Source organism: Nonomuraea antimicrobica, from assembly GCF_039536965.1.
Classification (GTDB): domain Bacteria; phylum Actinomycetota; class Actinomycetes; order Streptosporangiales; family Streptosporangiaceae; genus Nonomuraea; species Nonomuraea antimicrobica.
The window spans coordinates 53,954-69,397 of sequence record NZ_BAAAZP010000140.1 but is presented as its reverse complement, the minus strand read 5'-3'; the positions used below and the strand labels follow the sequence as shown (position 1 = coordinate 69,397).

Below are 15,444 nucleotides of genomic sequence, written 5' to 3'. Positions count from 1 at the left end.
GGGCGGCGCGGGGACGTCCGGGGGCAGGGTCACGACCTCCCGCCGGGCCGTCGGGGCCGCGTTGGCCACGGTCACGCTCTCGTCCCCGGTCACCAGCGCCGACAGCGCCCGGTCGACGATCCCCTCCAGAGCGGCGTGGACGCGCCGGTAGGTCTCCTCGGCCTGCTCGTGCACCCAGGCGATGGAGGTGCCCGGCAGTATGTCGTGGAACTGGTTCAGCAGCACCTCCCGCCAGATCGCCTCCAGCTCCTCGTACGGGTAGGCGGCTCCGGCGTGCACGGCCGCCGCCGCGGCCCACAGCTCGGCCTCGTGCAGCAGGTGCTCGGCGCGGCGGTTGCCCCGCTTCGTACGGCTCTGGCTGGTGAACGTGCCGCGGTGCGTCTCCAGGTACAGCTCGCCGCGCCAGACGGGACGGCGCGGATACTCGGCGCGGGCCTGCGCGAAGAACTCCGACGGCCGCGTGATCCGCACCTTCGGCGAGCCTTCGAGGTCGCGCAGCCGCCGCGCCTTCTCCAGCATCTCGCGCGTGGGTCCCCCGCCGCCGTCGCCGTGGCCGAACGGGGCCAGCGAGCGGCCCGCCGCCCCCTTGTCGGCGAACGTGCGCTCGGCGTGGGCCAGCTCCCGCCCGGTCAGCTCCGCGTTGTAGGTGTCGATGGGCGGGAAGTGGGTCAGGACGCGGGTGCCGTCGATGCCCTCCCAGTCGAAGGTGTGGTGGGGCATGCGGTTGGTGGCGTTCCAGGAGAGCTTCTGGGTCAGGAACCAGCGGGCCCCGGCCAGCCGGGCGAGCTGGGGGTAGGCGGCGGTGTACCCGAAGGAGTCGGGCAGCCACACCCCGTCCTGCTCGACGCCGAACTCGGCGGCGAAGAAGCGCCGCCCGAGTACGAGCTGACGGGCCAGCGCCTCACCGCCGGGCAGGTTGCCGTCGGCCTCCACCCACATCCCGCCGACGGGCACGAACGTGCCCTGCTCCACGGCCTTGCGGATGCGTTCGAAGATCTCGGGGCGCTGCTCCTTCATCCAGGCGTACTGCTGCGCCGACGAGCAGGCGAAGACCAGCTCCGGGTACTCCTCGGCGAGGGTGACGACGTTGGTGAAGGTACGGGCGCACTTGCGTACGGTCTCGCGCAGCGGCCACAGCCACGCGCAGTCGATGTGGGCGTGGCCGACCGCCGCGATGGTGTGCGCGGAGGCGTGGGCGGGCCTGGCCAGCACGTCCGCGAGCCGCTCGCGCCCGGCTGCGGCGGTGGCCGCGAGGTCCCAGGGGTCCACGGCGTCGATGGCACGGCCGAGTGCCCGCAGGATCTCGTGGCGGCGCGGCGAGCCGGTGGGCAGCTCGCGCATCAGCTCGTCCAGCACCTCCATGTCCAGCAGCAGGTGCCAGACGTCCTCATCGCGCACGGCGAGGTCGGCGACCTTGACCCGGTAGAGGTCGTCGGTGCCCGCGCTCTCCTTCGAGCCGTAGTGCGTGCCGCGCCCGGCGCTGCCCGTGATGGGAGGGTTTGCCGCCAGCTCGACCAGCAGGTCCACCGGCTCGCCACCGGCCGCCTCCCTGGCCAGCAGCACCGACCGGTTGTAGGGGTGCAGCCCCTGGATCGGCACACCGGCCGCGTCGTGCACGAAGCCCTCGGCCTGGCCGCCCGGCCCCTTCGTCAGGTCGAAGTCCAGGTCGAAGACCGCCTCCACGCGGCGGCCCGCCCATCCGGCCGGAATCTCCGCACGGGCGCGCAGCCACGTGGTCGCCCACGGGGCTCCCCAGCCCTCCCCCACGGAGAACGGCTCGTAGCGGGCGCTCAGCGCCGAGGCGACGGGAACGGGCTCACCGGGGACACGCCAGGCGGACAGGTCGAGCGGCAGCCGCGCGCTGTAGAGCGCGGGCCGCAGCTTCCTGTCGAGGAACGCGGTGACGCGGTCCTCGGTGAGCCGTCGGTCGTCATGCATCGGGTGAAGTTTCCCTCTCAGTGGGTTGCGGGGGACGCGGGGGGTGCGGGGGCGCGGTCAGGTGGATCAGGTCGCGTTCGCCGTCGGGCCACCGGACGACGGCGCTCTCCTCGGACTCGAAGCGCACCTCGGGCAGGTGCTCCGCGGCCAGGGGCGTGCCCGCGAGGTGCACCGCCGCGGCGTACGGCCGCCCGAAGCGCACCTCGTCCGCGAGGACGCCGGGGGTGGCGGAGGCCGGGGACAGCGCGTTGCTGTCCGAGCCGTGGTGGACGTGGGCCCGGTCGAAGCCGTGCAGGCCCACCACCGTGCTGTGGAGCCCGCCGCCGCGCACAGTGGCCTCCGTCGGTCCGTCGGCGGGTTCGCCGGTATTGTTCGTGGGCCCGTCGGAGGTGGGCCCGTCCGAGGTGGGCACGGCCCAGCCGCCGAGTCGCAGCTGCCAGGGGCCGGGGTCGTCGTCCGGGCTCTCGGGGGCGGGGTCGACGCGGGCCAGCCGGACCTCCAGCGCGCCGCGCAGCACGGAGGCCACGGTGATCCAGGGGCCCAGCCGGTAGCCGGTGTCCGGGCCGCCGAAGCAGTCCCAGCGCTCGTCGGCGGGCCAGTGCGCGCGGCTGCGCGAGACCGCGACGCGGCCCTCGACGCTCACGCGCCGCAACGGCCGCCGGTGGCTGGCGTGCCCGGCGGCGTCCACCAGGACGACCGAGGAGTCCACGGGCCCGCCGCGCGGATCCTCGGGGGTCTCGGGGGCCGCGTGGGTCGAGTAGGCCAGCCGCGCGTAGAGCGGGTCGTCGGAGTGCCACCGGGCGGGGTCGGTGTGGTCGGCGCCGTGGTTGACGACGCGTACGACGCCGTCGGCGCGGGTCCCGGACACCAGCCAGCCGGGCGCGCTCAGCGTACGGGCGAAGTCACCCGACTCGACGGGCAGCGGCACCTCGGCGTCGCTCCACACCGGATGCTCGGGAGGCAGCAGGAGCCCGGCGAAGCCCTTGCTCGCCCAGTACGGCGAGCCCGGCCCGGAGTAGACCTGCAGCACCGGGCGGAAGGGCCGGTGCCAGCCGAGCGTGAGCAGGCCCCGCTCGTCGATCGAGCCGTGCCCGGTGAAGTGGCCGAGCATGCGGCCGGCCAGCCGCCGGGTCTGCCCGGGCGGCAGCGGGGTGGCCTCGAACAGGGCGCCCGTCCACAGGGGTGCGAGCGCGGCGAACCGGTACGTCAGCGAGCGCCCCTGGATGAGCGGCGACCCGTTGCCGCCGACGAGGTGGCGGAAGTCGTCGAGGAAGCGCCGCAGCCGTTCCCGGTAGCGGTCGGCCAGCCCGTCCGGCGCCTGGTCGCCGAGGATGCGGCAGAACCACAGCGGGTAGAAGTGCATGGCCCAGCCGTTGTAGTGGTCGTAGTTGCGGTGCTCGCCGCCGGCCAGGCCGTCGGAGTACCAGCCGTCGGCCGCGTACCACGCGTCGGTCAGCTCGATGGTCCTGGTCAGGTCGTCGGGGCTCCAGGTGCCGCCGGCCGTGCGGGCGAACGCCTCGGTGACGGCCTGGAACCAGATCCAGTTGTTGGCGGGCATGTCGGCGCCGACCATGTGGGCGAGCCAGGCCAGGACGTGGCCCCTGGTGGTCTCGCTCAGCCGGTCCCAGATCCACGGCCGGGTCTCGTGCAGGGCCAGCGCGATGGAGGCCGCCTCCACCTTGGCCTGCCGGCGTTCGGCGAAGGTGGGCCAGCGCTCCTCGCTCGCCGGGTCGGCGCCTGCCGCGAGGCCGGTGGCGTACCAGTCGGCCAGGCCGTGCGGGTCGTCGCCGCGCGCCCCGGCCAGCCGGAACGCGGCGAGCAGGAACGTGCGGGCGAAGCCTTCGAGCCCGTCGCTCCAGGGGCCGCTCCTGCTGGGCGGTCCTGGCAGGTCGATCAGCGCGTGGCGGGCCGAGGCGTAGGGGCGGACCGCCAGCAGCAGTCGGTCGGCCAGCTCTTCCCAGCCTGCGCGGGTGCGAAAGTCCTGGCGGGGGTCATGGACTTGGCGGGTGTCATGGTGGGGGTCATGGTGGGTGTCATGGTCTGGGCGGGCGTGTCGCGTCATGGGTTGATGCTCTCCCAGTAGCGCTCGTACTCGGCTCGGATGCGGTCGCCGCCCTCCTTGCGCCACGTGCGCAGCGTGTCGCTCCACGACGAGAGCGGCTTGCGGCCCTGCATGACGGCCTTCAGCTCGTCCTGCATGCGGACCATCAGCGGGCCGCCCACGGTGACGTCGGTCTCGGAGTACATTCCCTCGACGGGGTTGCGTACCAGGACGTCAACGGCGCGTTTCTGGAAGTCGTGCTGGGTGCGGACGACGTCCGGGATTTCCGGGAAATAGAGGGAGATCGGGGCGTCGGTCACGAAGATCGTCGGCAGCGTCGTCTCGACGGTGCCGGTGGGGGTCAGCAGCGGGTCGGTCCCGCTCAGCGTGTGGTCGACGCCCTCGACGCCGTACTTGCGCAGCTTGTACGCGTCCGTACCGAAGGGTGCGGCCAGGGCGTTGCACGCGCGCAGCAACTGGCGGATGCGCTCGCGCGGCGCCTTCTTGAACGCCAGCATCGCGAAGCTGGACAGCCCCGCCCAATGGGTGCCCGGCCCGCCGTCGAATCCCGGGGCGAGCATGCCGTCGATCGCGAATCCCGGGGTGTCCTGCGCGTAGCGCCGGTAGAAGTCGTTCCAGCCGGCGTTGCCGTCGTAGTGGATGGCGATCTGGCCGCTGCCGAACCAGTCCTTGAACTTGCCGGTCACCGTGAACGCGTCCGGATGCAGCAGTCCGGCCGTGACGAGCTGCCGCATCGCGTCCAGGCCCTGCGGCAGCCGCTCGTGCTCCAGCCACGAGGTGAACCGGCCGCCGCTCTCCTGCCACTGGTTCGGCACGCCGAGCATCTCCAGCACGAAGTAGAGCGAGGGGACCGGGTCGCCGAGGGCGTACCGGCTTCTGCGGGAGTCGGTCAGGTCCGTGCAGAGCTGCTTGAACGCACGGAAGTCCGATACGTCCGGATCGAGGGAGCGTTCCCTCACCCGGTCGGCGCGGTAGAACATCACCGATCCCACGTTCGCCCTGGGCATCGGCAGCCCGTAGATCCCGCCGTTGTAGACGGTGGCCCGCCAGTGCGCGGTGGGGATGTTCGCAAGGTAGGGGTACTCTCGCACGGCCGGGCCCGACAGGTGCTCCGACAGGTCCTCGAACAGGGCGTTGAGCATGGCGGGGCGCTGCGGGATCTCGTGGCGCACGGCCATCGCGTCGGGCAGGTCGCCGCCCGCGATGATGACGGCGACCTTGCTCGGGTAGTCGCCCATGGGGGTTATCTCGAACCGCAGCTCGGTGCCGAGGCTGCGGTTGAGCGCCTGCCAGTACGTGTTGCGCCCGATCGGCGGCGGCACCGGGTTGAAGGTCATCGCCATGACCGAGATGGGCGGGCCGGCGGCCGGCGGACCGCCGGGGAAGGCGGTGACCGGGCTGGCCGGGTAGTGCAGGTAGCCGTTGAGCACCCCTTCGGGAGTGCCCGGGAAGTCCGCCTTGACCCCCTGGTAGGGAACGTGGTCGGGGAGCCGTACCTTCGCGTTGTCGGCGATCGGGACGGCGGGGCCGCCGTCGCCGCAGGCGGCCAGGGCCAGCCCGGCGGCGGCGCCCAGCGAGCCGCGCAACACGGTTCTGCGCGTGACATCAGCACCCATCTCGGGCCTCTCCTTCGGTTGCGGGTGGCCTGCTCACGTCCGTGTGCTCATCCCTTGACGGCCCCGATCATCACGCCCTTCCTGAGGTGGCGTTGCAGGAAGGGGTAGACGACGACGATGGGGACGACGGACAGCACCAGGATCGCGGCCTGGAGCGCCTGCGAGGGCGGCAGCGCCGCTCCCGAGGCGGCGGCCTCACCTGCGCCGATGGCCGCGTTGTTGACCACGTAGGTCCGCAGCACGAGCTGCATGGGCCACTTCGCGGACTCGTTCATGTAGAGCATGGCGTTGAAGAACGCGTTCCAGTACGACACCGCGTAGAACAGCCCCACCACCGCGATGGCCGCCTTGGACAGCGGGATGACGATGCTGCGCAGGATCTGCCCGGCGCGCGCCCCGTCGATCCTGGCGGCGTCCACGAGATCGCGGGGAATGCTCATGAAGAACGAGCGCAGCACGATCACGTTGAACGCGTTGACCATCGTGGGCAGGATCAGCGACCAGTAGCTGTTGATCAGGCCCAGTTCCTTGATCAGCAGGTAGCTGGGGATCACGCCCGGGGTGAACAGCAGGGAGAACAGCAGGATCATCAGCACCGGCCGGTGCCCGAGGCTGCCCGGGCGGCTCAGCCCGTACGCGAGGGTGACGCTGGACACCAGGGCCAGCGCCGTGCCGACCACCGTGACGCCGACGCTCACCAGCAGGGCCTGCGAGACCAGCCCGCCCTCGAGGATGGCCCGGTAGGCCTCCAGCGTCGGCCGCTCCGGCCACAGCACGAACCCGCCCGCCTCGTTGACCTGCTTGGTGTCCGCCAGCGACGTCGCGGCGATCGAGAAGAACGGCACCGCCACCAGCAGGCAGCAGACCAGCAGCAGCACGGACTTGGCGGCCCGCCACGGCAGCGAGGCGGGGGTCTGCCCGGGGATGACGACGAGATCGCTCGTGGGGGTGGTCATCTGCGGTAGATCCCTTCCTCGCCGAAGAAATGGGCGACCTTGTTCGCGCCGAGCACGAGAACCACGCCGATGAGCCCCTTGACCAGGCCGACCGCCGCGGACACACCCCAGTCGCCGGCCAGCAGCCCCTGGTTGTAGACGTAGGTGTCCAGCACCTCGCTCGATTCGAGCCCGACCCCCGGCTGCTGCAGGATGATCTGCTCGAAGCCGACGCTGAGCGCGTCGCCCAGCCGCAGGATGAGCAGCAGCACCACCAGGCTGCGCAGCGCCGGGAGGGTGACGTGCCAGGTCTGGCGCCAGCGGCCGGCGCCGTCGACCGCCGCCGACTCGTAGAGCTGGGTGTCGACCCGGGAGAGCGCTGCCAGGAAGAGGATCGTCCCCCAGCCCGTGTCCTTCCAGATCACCTGGGAGGTGAGCAGCGCCTGGAACAGGTCGGGGTTGCCGATGATGTTCCACGTGCCCAGGTCGTGCGCGCGCAGGAAGACGTTGACCAGGCCGCCGTTGCTGAGCATCTGCTGGAAGATCGCGACGACGACCACCCAGGAGAGGAAGTGCGGCAGGTACAAAACGTTTTGCACGATCATTTTGACGCGTTCGCTGATCAGGCTGTTGATCGCGAGGGCGAGCAGGATCGGCGCGGGGAAGACGAACACGACCTGGATCACCAGCAGTTGCAGGGTGTTGACCAGGGCGCGCAGGAAGTCCTCGTCGCCGTTGAAGAGCACCGCGAAGTTGTCCAGGCCGGCCCAGGTGCTGTGCCAGATGCCGATGAACGGCTGATAGTTCTGGAACGCGATGACGTGCCCCAGCAGCGGCACGTAGTGGAACAGCAGGACGATCAGAACGCCGGGGAGCGCGAACCAGAGCAGTGACCGGTCCCGGCGGCCGCCGCGTTTCCCGTCGTGGGGCGGGGCGGCTCCGGGATCGCTGCGCGGACTCCGTTGGGTGAGCAAGGACATGGGGGTGCCCTTCGTTACGGGGGGTCAGGGCGAGGGGTTGTGTGTCGAACATGTAAATCCATTGAATTGACTTACGTCAAGAGTCATCGCGGGGACCTTCCCGTCCCGCGACCGCCGTCGCCGTCGCAAGAACGTCGCCGGAACGGCGGCGGACAGGCCCGATCGGGCACGTCCGCGGGTTGTCCGCCGGTTGTCCGCCGGTTGGACTCCGGAGCGGCGAAGGGTGTTGGATAAGCCCATGCGAGAGACGAACGCGGGGCACAGGCCGCTCCCGGCCGATGCGGCCCCAGCAGGCACGACGCCGCTCCGGCTCCATGCGCGGGGCGGCCGGAAGCGCCCACTGCGATCCTCCTTCGCGGCGTGAGCGCCGCACGCAGAAACACCGCGGAGGAAACCGGTCGCGGCACCGGCGGGCGCGCGCCCCGCGTGGACGAGGGAGAGGTCCTGGCGACCACGCTGGCCGGGCCGCCCGCCCCCGGCCGCACGTGGTCGGCGCGCGCGCTGGCCGACCACCTCGGCATCTCCCACGCCACGCTCACCAAAGTGTGGCGGCACTGGGGATACACGCCGGGCGAGAGCGGCCCCGCCACCCTGCCCTCCGACCCGCCCTGCCCGCGCGCCGAGCTGCTCGGCATCTGGGCCAGAGGCGAGTCGGCCGTGCTGGTCCTGGGCCAGGGCGCCCGCCCGAGAGGGCAGCGTGGCCGAGCGGCCGACGCCGACGAGCGGCGTTCGATCCACACGGCGCTCGCCGCCCAGCTCGACCGCGTCCGCGACGCCCTGCCCACCGCCGACGGCGCCGGCGCTCTCAACGGCTCCGCGGGTGACCCGGGCGCGCTCGTCGCCGCACTCGCCGAACGCCACCCGGACAGCGAGCTGCACGTGCTGACCTGGGGCGAGCACGCCGTGCCAGCCGACCCGGCGGCAGGCCAGGCGGCGGCCCAGGCGGCAAGCCAGGCTGCCTGGCACCGCGCCGGTCCGGGAATGAGCTGGTACGGCACCGCGTGCGCCGTCGCGCTGGCCGAGCTGGCGGAGTTCCCCGGCCGGGTCAGGCCGGTGCTGAGCGCGCTGACCGGGGCCGCGCAGGACCACGCCGACGACCCCCAGGGGCCGGCCTTCACCTGGCTGCGCTGGGAGCCCGCGGTGCAGCAGGCGCAGGCCCACCCGGCTCCCCGGGCGTTCAACCAGCTCGCGCTCGGCTCGTACAACGAGAAGCTGGTGATCGAGAGCATCCGGCAGGCGGTGACGCTCAGCCGGGTGGAGATCGCCGAGCAGACCGGGCTGACGCCGCAGGCGGTCTCCAGGATCACCCGCAACCTGCTCACCTCCGGCCTGCTGACCGAGGACGAGCGGCAGCCGGCCGGCGCCGGGAAGCCGCGGGTGCCGCTGCGGCTGCGGCCCGACGCCGCCTCGGCCATCGGCGTGCACCTCGACCCCGAGATGATCACGGTGGTGGCGGTCGACCTGTGCGGGGAGGTCCTCGACCAGCGGCAGATGCCCCTCGCCGGGCGGCGCGAGCCGTCGTGGTGCATCGAGCAGATGACGCGGCTGGCGCTCGAATCGGCCGCGGCGGCGACGCCCGCGTCCGAGGCGCTGCTGGGCGTCGGCGTGGCCGTGCCCGGCCCGCTCGACACGCGGGCCGAGCTGCTGCTCGACCCGCCCCTGTTCAAGGGCTGGGAGGAGGTCGCGCTCCGGGCCGAGCTGGCCGAGCGGCTGGACACCACGGTGATCGTGGAGAAGGACTCCACCGCCGCGGCGATCGGCGAACGCTGGCTGGGCGCCGCCGACCGGGCGGGCGACTTCGTCTACCTCTACCTCGGGGCGGGGGCGGGCAGCGGCGCGTTCCTCAACGGCGACGTCTATCGCGGCACCACGGGCAACGCCGGGGAGGTCGGGAGCCTGTGCGCGATCAACAAGGGTGCGGTGACGGACGAGGGCGGTCCTGGCAGCGTCCCCGAGTGCGCGCCGATCTCGGCGGTGGTGGATCGTGCCATCGCCGCCGGGCTGGTGGTCCCGCAGGGCGACGGGGCGTACGAGTGGGTGTGCGCGGCGGCGGCGCGCGGCGACGGGCGCGCGGTCGCGGTGCTGGAGGAGGTGGCCAGGGTGCTGGGCCTCGGGGCGGTCGGGTTCGTCGACCTCCTCGACGTGGAGCTCGTCATCATCGGCGGCCCGGCCGTGCTGCCCTCGGTGGCCGAGATCTACCGGCGGGGGATCGCGGCGGCGGTCAACCGGTTCCCGCTCGCGCGGCACGTGCGCGACGTGCACGTCGCGCAGTCCCGTCTCAACGAGGCGGCGGCCGCGGTGGGGGCCGCGTCGAGCGTGTTCCACGAGGCGTTCACACCGAGCCTGAGCACGCGCGCCCGGCCGGCTCGCCGCGCCTGAGCGAGCGGGCCGGGCCGGGGCGGCGGCAGGGGTGGCGATGTTTCGGGCATTGACATAGTCAATCCATTGGATTTACATAGCCGTCACATAAGTCGCTCGACCACACCCGCGTGGACCGGCCGTACCTTTGGCGCCCCGCGGCCCGCGTACCTCGGCCTGCCATGACGCGATGGCGCGCGTCCCTGTTCACCGCGCCCTCGTCCGGTGGTCCGCGGTCGCGGTCCCCTGCCCCCGACCCCCCGAAGGCGCATCGTGAGACTTGTCCTCGTCATCTGCCTCCTGGTGACCGCCCAGTGGTTGCCCGCGGCCTCCGCGGCCGCCGACCCGACCCCCAGGAACGCCAACCCGACCCTGAAGAACAAGGTGTACGCCGGATACCAGGGGTGGTTCAGCGCCCCTGGTGACGGGTCGCCGCTCAACGCCTGGCGGCACTGGGCCGGAACCCAGCCGTCGCCCGGCAACCAGACCTTCGAGCTCTACCCCGACATGACCCAGTACCCGGCCTCCGCCAAGTTCCCCACCGGGTACGCGCCGCTCGGCAACGGCCAGCCCGCCACGCTCTTCTCGTCCTACCCGGCCGAGGTCGTGGACCGGCACTTCGCGTGGATGAACCAGTACGGCATCGACGGCGCCGCGCTCCAGCGGTTCGGCAGCGACATCTCCGTCCCCGACGCGCCGCGGGCGGTCGTCCGCAACTCGATCGCCACCAAGGCCAGGGCCGCCGCCGAGAAGTACGGCCGCGGCTTCTACGTCGAGTACGACGTCAGCGGCCTCACCGACGCCAACCTGGAGCAGGTGCTCAAGGACGACTGGACGAACGTCATCACCGGCACCCTGCGCCTGACCGACTCCCCCGCCTACGCCAAGGGGAACGGCAAGCCCGTCGTCGAGATCTGGGGCCTCGGCTTCACCAACCGTCCTGGCACCGCCGAACAGGCCGAGCGCGTGGTGCGGTGGTTCAAGGACCAGGGCCTTTACGTCGTCGGCGGGGTGCCGCGCGGCTGGCGTACCGACGCGGGCGCCAAGCCCGGCTTCGCGCCCGTCTACCGGGCGTTCGACATGCTGTCGCCGTGGATGGTCGGCAGCACCGCCGACACGGCTCCGCAGATCGCCGACGACCTCGCGGCGCTGAGCGCGACGGGCCAGGACTACCTGCCGGTGATCTACCCGGGCTTCGCCTGGTCCAACTGGAAGGACGGGCCGCGCAACGAAATCCCCCGCCGCAGCGGCGACTACCTGTGGCAGCAGGCCGTCAACGTCCGCAAGGCCGGGGTGCCGCAGGCGTTCATCGCCATGTTCGACGAGTACGACGAGAGCACGGCCATCACGCCGGCCGCCGAGGACTCCTCGATGATCCCGACCAACCAGTACTTCCTGACCACCAGCGCCGACGGCAAGTTCGTCTCCTCCGACTTCTACCTGCGCCTGGCGGGCAAGGCCACCCGCATGATCTCGGGTGCGGACCCGCTCGTCACCCAGGTGCCCATCCCGCTGTCCGCCGGTCCTGTCTTCTTCCGTACGAGCCTGGAACAGGACACCGACGCCCGGCCGACCTGGACCAGCACCCCGGTGCCGGGCGGCCTGTCGAACGTCGCCGGGCCGGGCGGCACCGGCTCCCCCACGCTCGCCCCGGTGACCGGCCAGGACAACCAGCTCGGCGAGTCGGCGCTGCGCGCGCAGGGCAGTTCCACGGCGAGCGGTCACTCGTACGCGTACTTCCAGGTGTTCGACGTCGACATCCCGGTGAGCGCCCGGACGCGGCTGTCGTACGCGTTCCTGCCGAAGGACGCGGGCGGCCGGCACGTCGCGGTCGACCTCGTCATGACGGACGGCTCCACCCTGCGCGACAGCTCGGCGACCACGACGACCGGCGTCGACATGCACCCGGCGGCGCCCAAGGGCCAGGTCGGCACGTGGACGACGATCCAGAGCCAGGTGGGGAGCGCGCTGAACGGCAAGACCATCGACAAGATCCTCGTCGGCTACGACCGGCGCGGCGCCACGGGCGACTTCACCGCCTTCCTCGACGACCTCTCCATCGCCAACTCCTGACGGATCCACCGACCTCGACACGTAACGCCGACGCATGACGCCGCCCGGACCGCGTACCCCGCCGTCCGGGCGGCCCTGTGGGTTCATCGCTCCGGTCAAGGAACGCCTATGTGGCGGCCGCGATCTCCGCGGCGTGCGCGGCCACGTCCACCCGGGTGCCGTCCGGGGCGATCAGGATGCGGCGGGCGAGCGGGTGCGCGTAGGCGTGGCCGGCCTCCCGCAACTGGCGGTGGAGCACCGGGTAGAGCACGCACACGGCCGGATCCCCATGGGAGCACAAGGACCCGAGGTGGTCCCAGGCGAGTTCGCCGGCTCGGCCGGCGCGGGCGAGGTCCACGACGTCCTGGGAGGTCGCCTCCCTCCGGCCGAGCAGGACGCGGGCGGCGGCCAGCACTTCGGCGCGCTCCCCCTCGTACACCTCGTCCCAGGTTCGGTCAGGCACCTCACGCAAGGGCACGGCCCGCGCGGCCGGACGGGTGTGCACTTCGCGCGTCCACGCCCTTGCCAGCCGCGTCTCGACCTGCTCCGGCAGTCCTCCGGCCAGGACCGCTGATCCGGCGTCTGCCGTCTGGACCCCGACCCCGTCGGCGGTGGCAGCCGGGCGCTCCCCCACGACAACGCCCATCATGGGGGCGGCGACGTCGGCAGCCGTGAGAGCGGCGATCCGGGCCGCGACGGTGGCGGGCTCCTCGCCGGTGACGGCGGCGATTCGGCCGGTGGGGGAGGCTGAGCTGTCGGCCTGCGCTACGGTGCGGACGAAGGCCGTCAGGAGACCGTCGTGGCGTGCCTTCCAGCGCCAGTTCGCGTACAGGTCGGGTGAGAAGCCGCCCGCCATCACCGCCATGCCGCCGTACCATCCGGCGAACCAGATGAACGAATTCGTGATCAGGCCGCCGCGCAGCAGAGCCGACGCGCAGCCCGGCACGCCTGCCACGCGGGCCGCCGCCGCGTCGGCACTCCGAAACATGCCGTCCACCGCCGCCTCGACCTCGTCCGGCACCGTCCGCCACCGCCACGAGTCCGTGAGCCACCACCTGTGCAGGGCGTAGGCGAGCGGGGACCGGCGCAGGGCGAGCAGCGCGAGTTCAAACGCGACCACGGCACGCAGTTCGTCGCGGTGCATCTCCGTCAGGTACGGCAGCCCAAGGCGTAACTCGTCTCTCCAGGGAGCGACCCGCACGGCCAGCGCGTCGGGACGCGCCCACGCGCACACCCGCCTCGGCCTGCGCACTCCCAGCTCGGCGGCCACCTCGGCGACCAGCCGGTGCAGTTCCTCGTCCGCCAGCGGCGCCAGGGACCCGTCCGGCTCCGCCGTCTGGAGTGCCACGGCCACCCCGCCCGCGACCAGACCGGCCGCCACAGCGGGAAGCACGTCAGGAACGAGCGCGGCCACGACCGCCCCCACGGCGCCCCCGGCCGCGACCGGCACCAGCCACCGCCACACCCACACCGGCACGAGCAGCAGCGGCCGCGCCTTCAGCGCCGTCCAGAGCGCACGCAGCCGCGCAACCGGGATGCGCTCTCCCTCCAACCGGGAGTTCACGAGCTCGATCTCCTTGATCAGACCGACCGACAGCAGCCGCCCCGCACACATCTCCTCGGCCGGCGCCACAGCAGGGTATCCGGATCATGCCGGAACACGATCGTGAGGGTTCGAGCCGCGGGGGCCGGACGACGTCAGCGGGCCCTACGGGATGCTTTCGAGGTCGATGACGACTCGCTCGACGCCCAGTTCGTAGCTCACCAGGCCGCCGCTCGCGACCAGCCCGACGATGACCAGCATTCCGTCGGCGCCGGGACGGATTCCGAAGTCGCCCGCCTCTCCGGTGGCCAGGTCGATCAGCGAGTAGCCGGCGGTGGCGCTCATCGCGACCTGGACTCGACCGGCGAACGGAACGTCCCTCCCCATGCCAGGCGCCTGGATCAGGGCCGACTGGTTCATGGGCCGCTCCTGGGAGCCGTCGCGGCGGCGGACGAACCACCGGCCCTCCCGCGACAGTACGCAGTAGGCGCTGTCGCAGACGACATCCGTCTCACCCGTGCGGACGACGGCGCGGTCCCGCTCGCCGGTCTCCAGGTTGAGGAGGTCGGTGAACCCGCGCGCCGCCGTTCCCACCCAGGGGTAGTCCAGCAGGGAGGCTTGACCCGCGCGGCTGACGGGCTCAGCGGCGCCGCCGGTGAGCGGTGCGGCGAAGAGGCCGCCCCCCGTGACGGAGAGGTAGACCTTTCCACGGGCGATGGCCAGCCGGTCGGGGACGCCGCGGAACGCGGTCACCTTCCTGGCCGCGCCGCCAGCCAGGGGCGCGGCCCAGACCGCCGCTCGGTCCCCGTCGATGACCCACCAGGCCACGTGCTCCTCACCTGTGGTGAGGTTCTCCGGCGACTGGCCGGCCACGGGCGTGAGCTGCCGGGCCGTGCGGGTGTCCAGGTCGTACGTGTGCAGAGCGTACCGTCCGTCGCTGTCCCAGCTCAGGATGAGCATTGTGCGGTCGTCGAGCAGCTCCACCGGCCGGTACCGTCTGCCGTCCGGCAGGTGGGTGGGGACACGGGTGACGGCCTGGGGCCAGACCTCCTCCAGCGGCGGGGGGTGGTCACTCGCCCGAGCCGACGGCGCGCCCCGCTCGGCCGTCAGGCCGGACGGCTCCGTTCGGTTCTGGACGACCACGGCCGTCGCGCCCGTCGCGGCGACCACGGCGGCCACGGTCACGGCCAGCGCCCTCCTGGCCCGCCGCCGGGCGCGATAACGCGTCTCCACGTGCGTGACCAGCGCCTCCGACGTGCGCGGAGCGTACGGGACCGCCCGGGTGAGCGTCTGGCGGAGAGCGTCTTCGAGGTCGGTCACGGGATGCTCCTGTCGGCGGCGGGAAGGACGGAGCGGAGCTTGTCCAGCGCCCTGGACGCCTGGCTGCGTACCGTGCCGCGCGAGATGCCCAGCACGGAGGCGATCTCGGCATCAGTCAGTTGCTCGTAGTAGCGCAGCACCAGCACCGCGCGCTGTTTGCGGGGCAGGTCGGCCAGCGCCAGCCACAGAGGATCGTCGGGGCCGGACTCCGGGACGTCGTGGTACGCGGCTTCCGGCAGGTCCCAGGACGGGCGCTCCCGGCGTCGTAACCGGTGGGCGGCCAGGTGGAGATGGGCGATGGTGGCCCGGGCATAGCCTTCCGGGTTGTCCTTCATACGGACCTTCTCCCACGACGTACGCAGCTTCAGCAGCGCCTCCTGAACCAGGTCGGCCGCGTCGTGCGGGTCACCGGCGAGCAGGTAGGCGTAGCGCAGCAGAGCGTCCCCCCGGTTGGCGACGAAGTCAGCGAAGCGCGGGTCCGTTTTCAACGCTGTCGCCCTTTCACCCCGGTCACCTTTCCTCGTCCATCTCTTCTTAGAGAAGGAGGGCCCGCGAAGTGTTGCATCACGATTCGGCCCGTCGCCGGGGCGCGGTGGCTCGGACGCGGGCCCCTGCTCGGCGGGCATCGGTTACCTTGGCC

General features: G+C 72.3%; 10 protein-coding genes. 2 read left to right on the top strand and 8 right to left on the bottom strand.

Annotated elements, in window-relative coordinates:
* The 5 genes from ABD844_RS35170 to ABD844_RS35150 all read right to left on the bottom strand — a co-directional run.
* A partial coding sequence (locus tag ABD844_RS35170) for an alpha-mannosidase (RefSeq protein WP_425568712.1) occupies nt 1-1,938 on the bottom strand: 1,938 nt, incomplete at its 3' end.
* Entirely contained in the window at nt 1,931-4,000 is a 2,070-nt protein-coding gene (locus ABD844_RS35165) for a DUF2264 domain-containing protein (RefSeq protein ID WP_344887586.1), read from the bottom strand. The genes ABD844_RS35170 and ABD844_RS35165, both read right to left, overlap by 8 nt.
* Nucleotides 3,997-5,616, bottom strand: coding sequence for a type 2 periplasmic-binding domain-containing protein (locus tag ABD844_RS35160; protein ID WP_344887584.1), 1,620 nt, complete (start codon nt 5,614-5,616; stop codon nt 3,997-3,999). The genes ABD844_RS35165 and ABD844_RS35160 overlap by 4 nt, the downstream gene beginning before the upstream one ends.
* Before the next feature lie 47 nt (nt 5,617-5,663).
* Nucleotides 5,664-6,572 carry a carbohydrate ABC transporter permease gene (locus ABD844_RS35155; RefSeq protein ID WP_344887582.1) on the bottom strand — a complete coding sequence of 303 codons (909 nt, stop codon included), beginning with the start codon at nt 6,570-6,572 and terminating at the stop codon, nt 5,664-5,666.
* The gene (locus tag ABD844_RS35150; RefSeq protein ID WP_344887580.1) at nt 6,569-7,531 is read right to left on the bottom strand and encodes an ABC transporter permease; all 963 of its coding nucleotides are present in this window, start codon (nt 7,529-7,531) and stop codon (nt 6,569-6,571) included. The genes ABD844_RS35155 and ABD844_RS35150 overlap by 4 nt, the downstream gene beginning before the upstream one ends.
* A gap of 360 nt (nt 7,532-7,891) precedes the next feature.
* Between ABD844_RS35150 and ABD844_RS35145 the strand changes: the two genes are divergently transcribed.
* Nucleotides 7,892-9,910, top strand: a complete 2,019-nt coding sequence (locus ABD844_RS35145; RefSeq protein ID WP_344887577.1) for an ROK family protein — start codon at nt 7,892-7,894, stop codon at nt 9,908-9,910.
* Between the two features lie 252 nt (nt 9,911-10,162).
* Nucleotides 10,163-11,962, top strand: a complete 1,800-nt coding sequence (locus tag ABD844_RS35140; protein WP_344887575.1) for a glycoside hydrolase family 99 protein — start codon at nt 10,163-10,165, stop codon at nt 11,960-11,962.
* A 106-nt stretch (nt 11,963-12,068) separates the two neighbouring features.
* Here ABD844_RS35140 and ABD844_RS35135 read toward each other — a convergent pair whose 3' ends face one another.
* The 3 genes from ABD844_RS35135 to ABD844_RS35125 form a co-directional block, all read right to left on the bottom strand.
* Nucleotides 12,069-13,556: a hypothetical protein gene (locus ABD844_RS35135; RefSeq protein ID WP_344887572.1), complete on the bottom strand. Its 1,488-nt coding sequence runs from the start codon at nt 13,554-13,556 to the stop codon at nt 12,069-12,071.
* A gap of 93 nt (nt 13,557-13,649) precedes the next feature.
* Nucleotides 13,650-14,804, bottom strand: coding sequence for a TolB family protein (locus ABD844_RS35130; RefSeq protein WP_344887569.1), 1,155 nt, complete (start codon nt 14,802-14,804; stop codon nt 13,650-13,652).
* Nucleotides 14,801-15,292 (bottom strand): SigE family RNA polymerase sigma factor, encoded by a 492-nt coding sequence (locus ABD844_RS35125; protein ID WP_344887566.1) that lies wholly within the window; start codon nt 15,290-15,292, stop codon nt 14,801-14,803. Before ABD844_RS35125 ends, ABD844_RS35130 begins: the two co-directional genes overlap by 4 nt.
* Between the last annotated feature and the right edge of the window lie 152 nt (nt 15,293-15,444).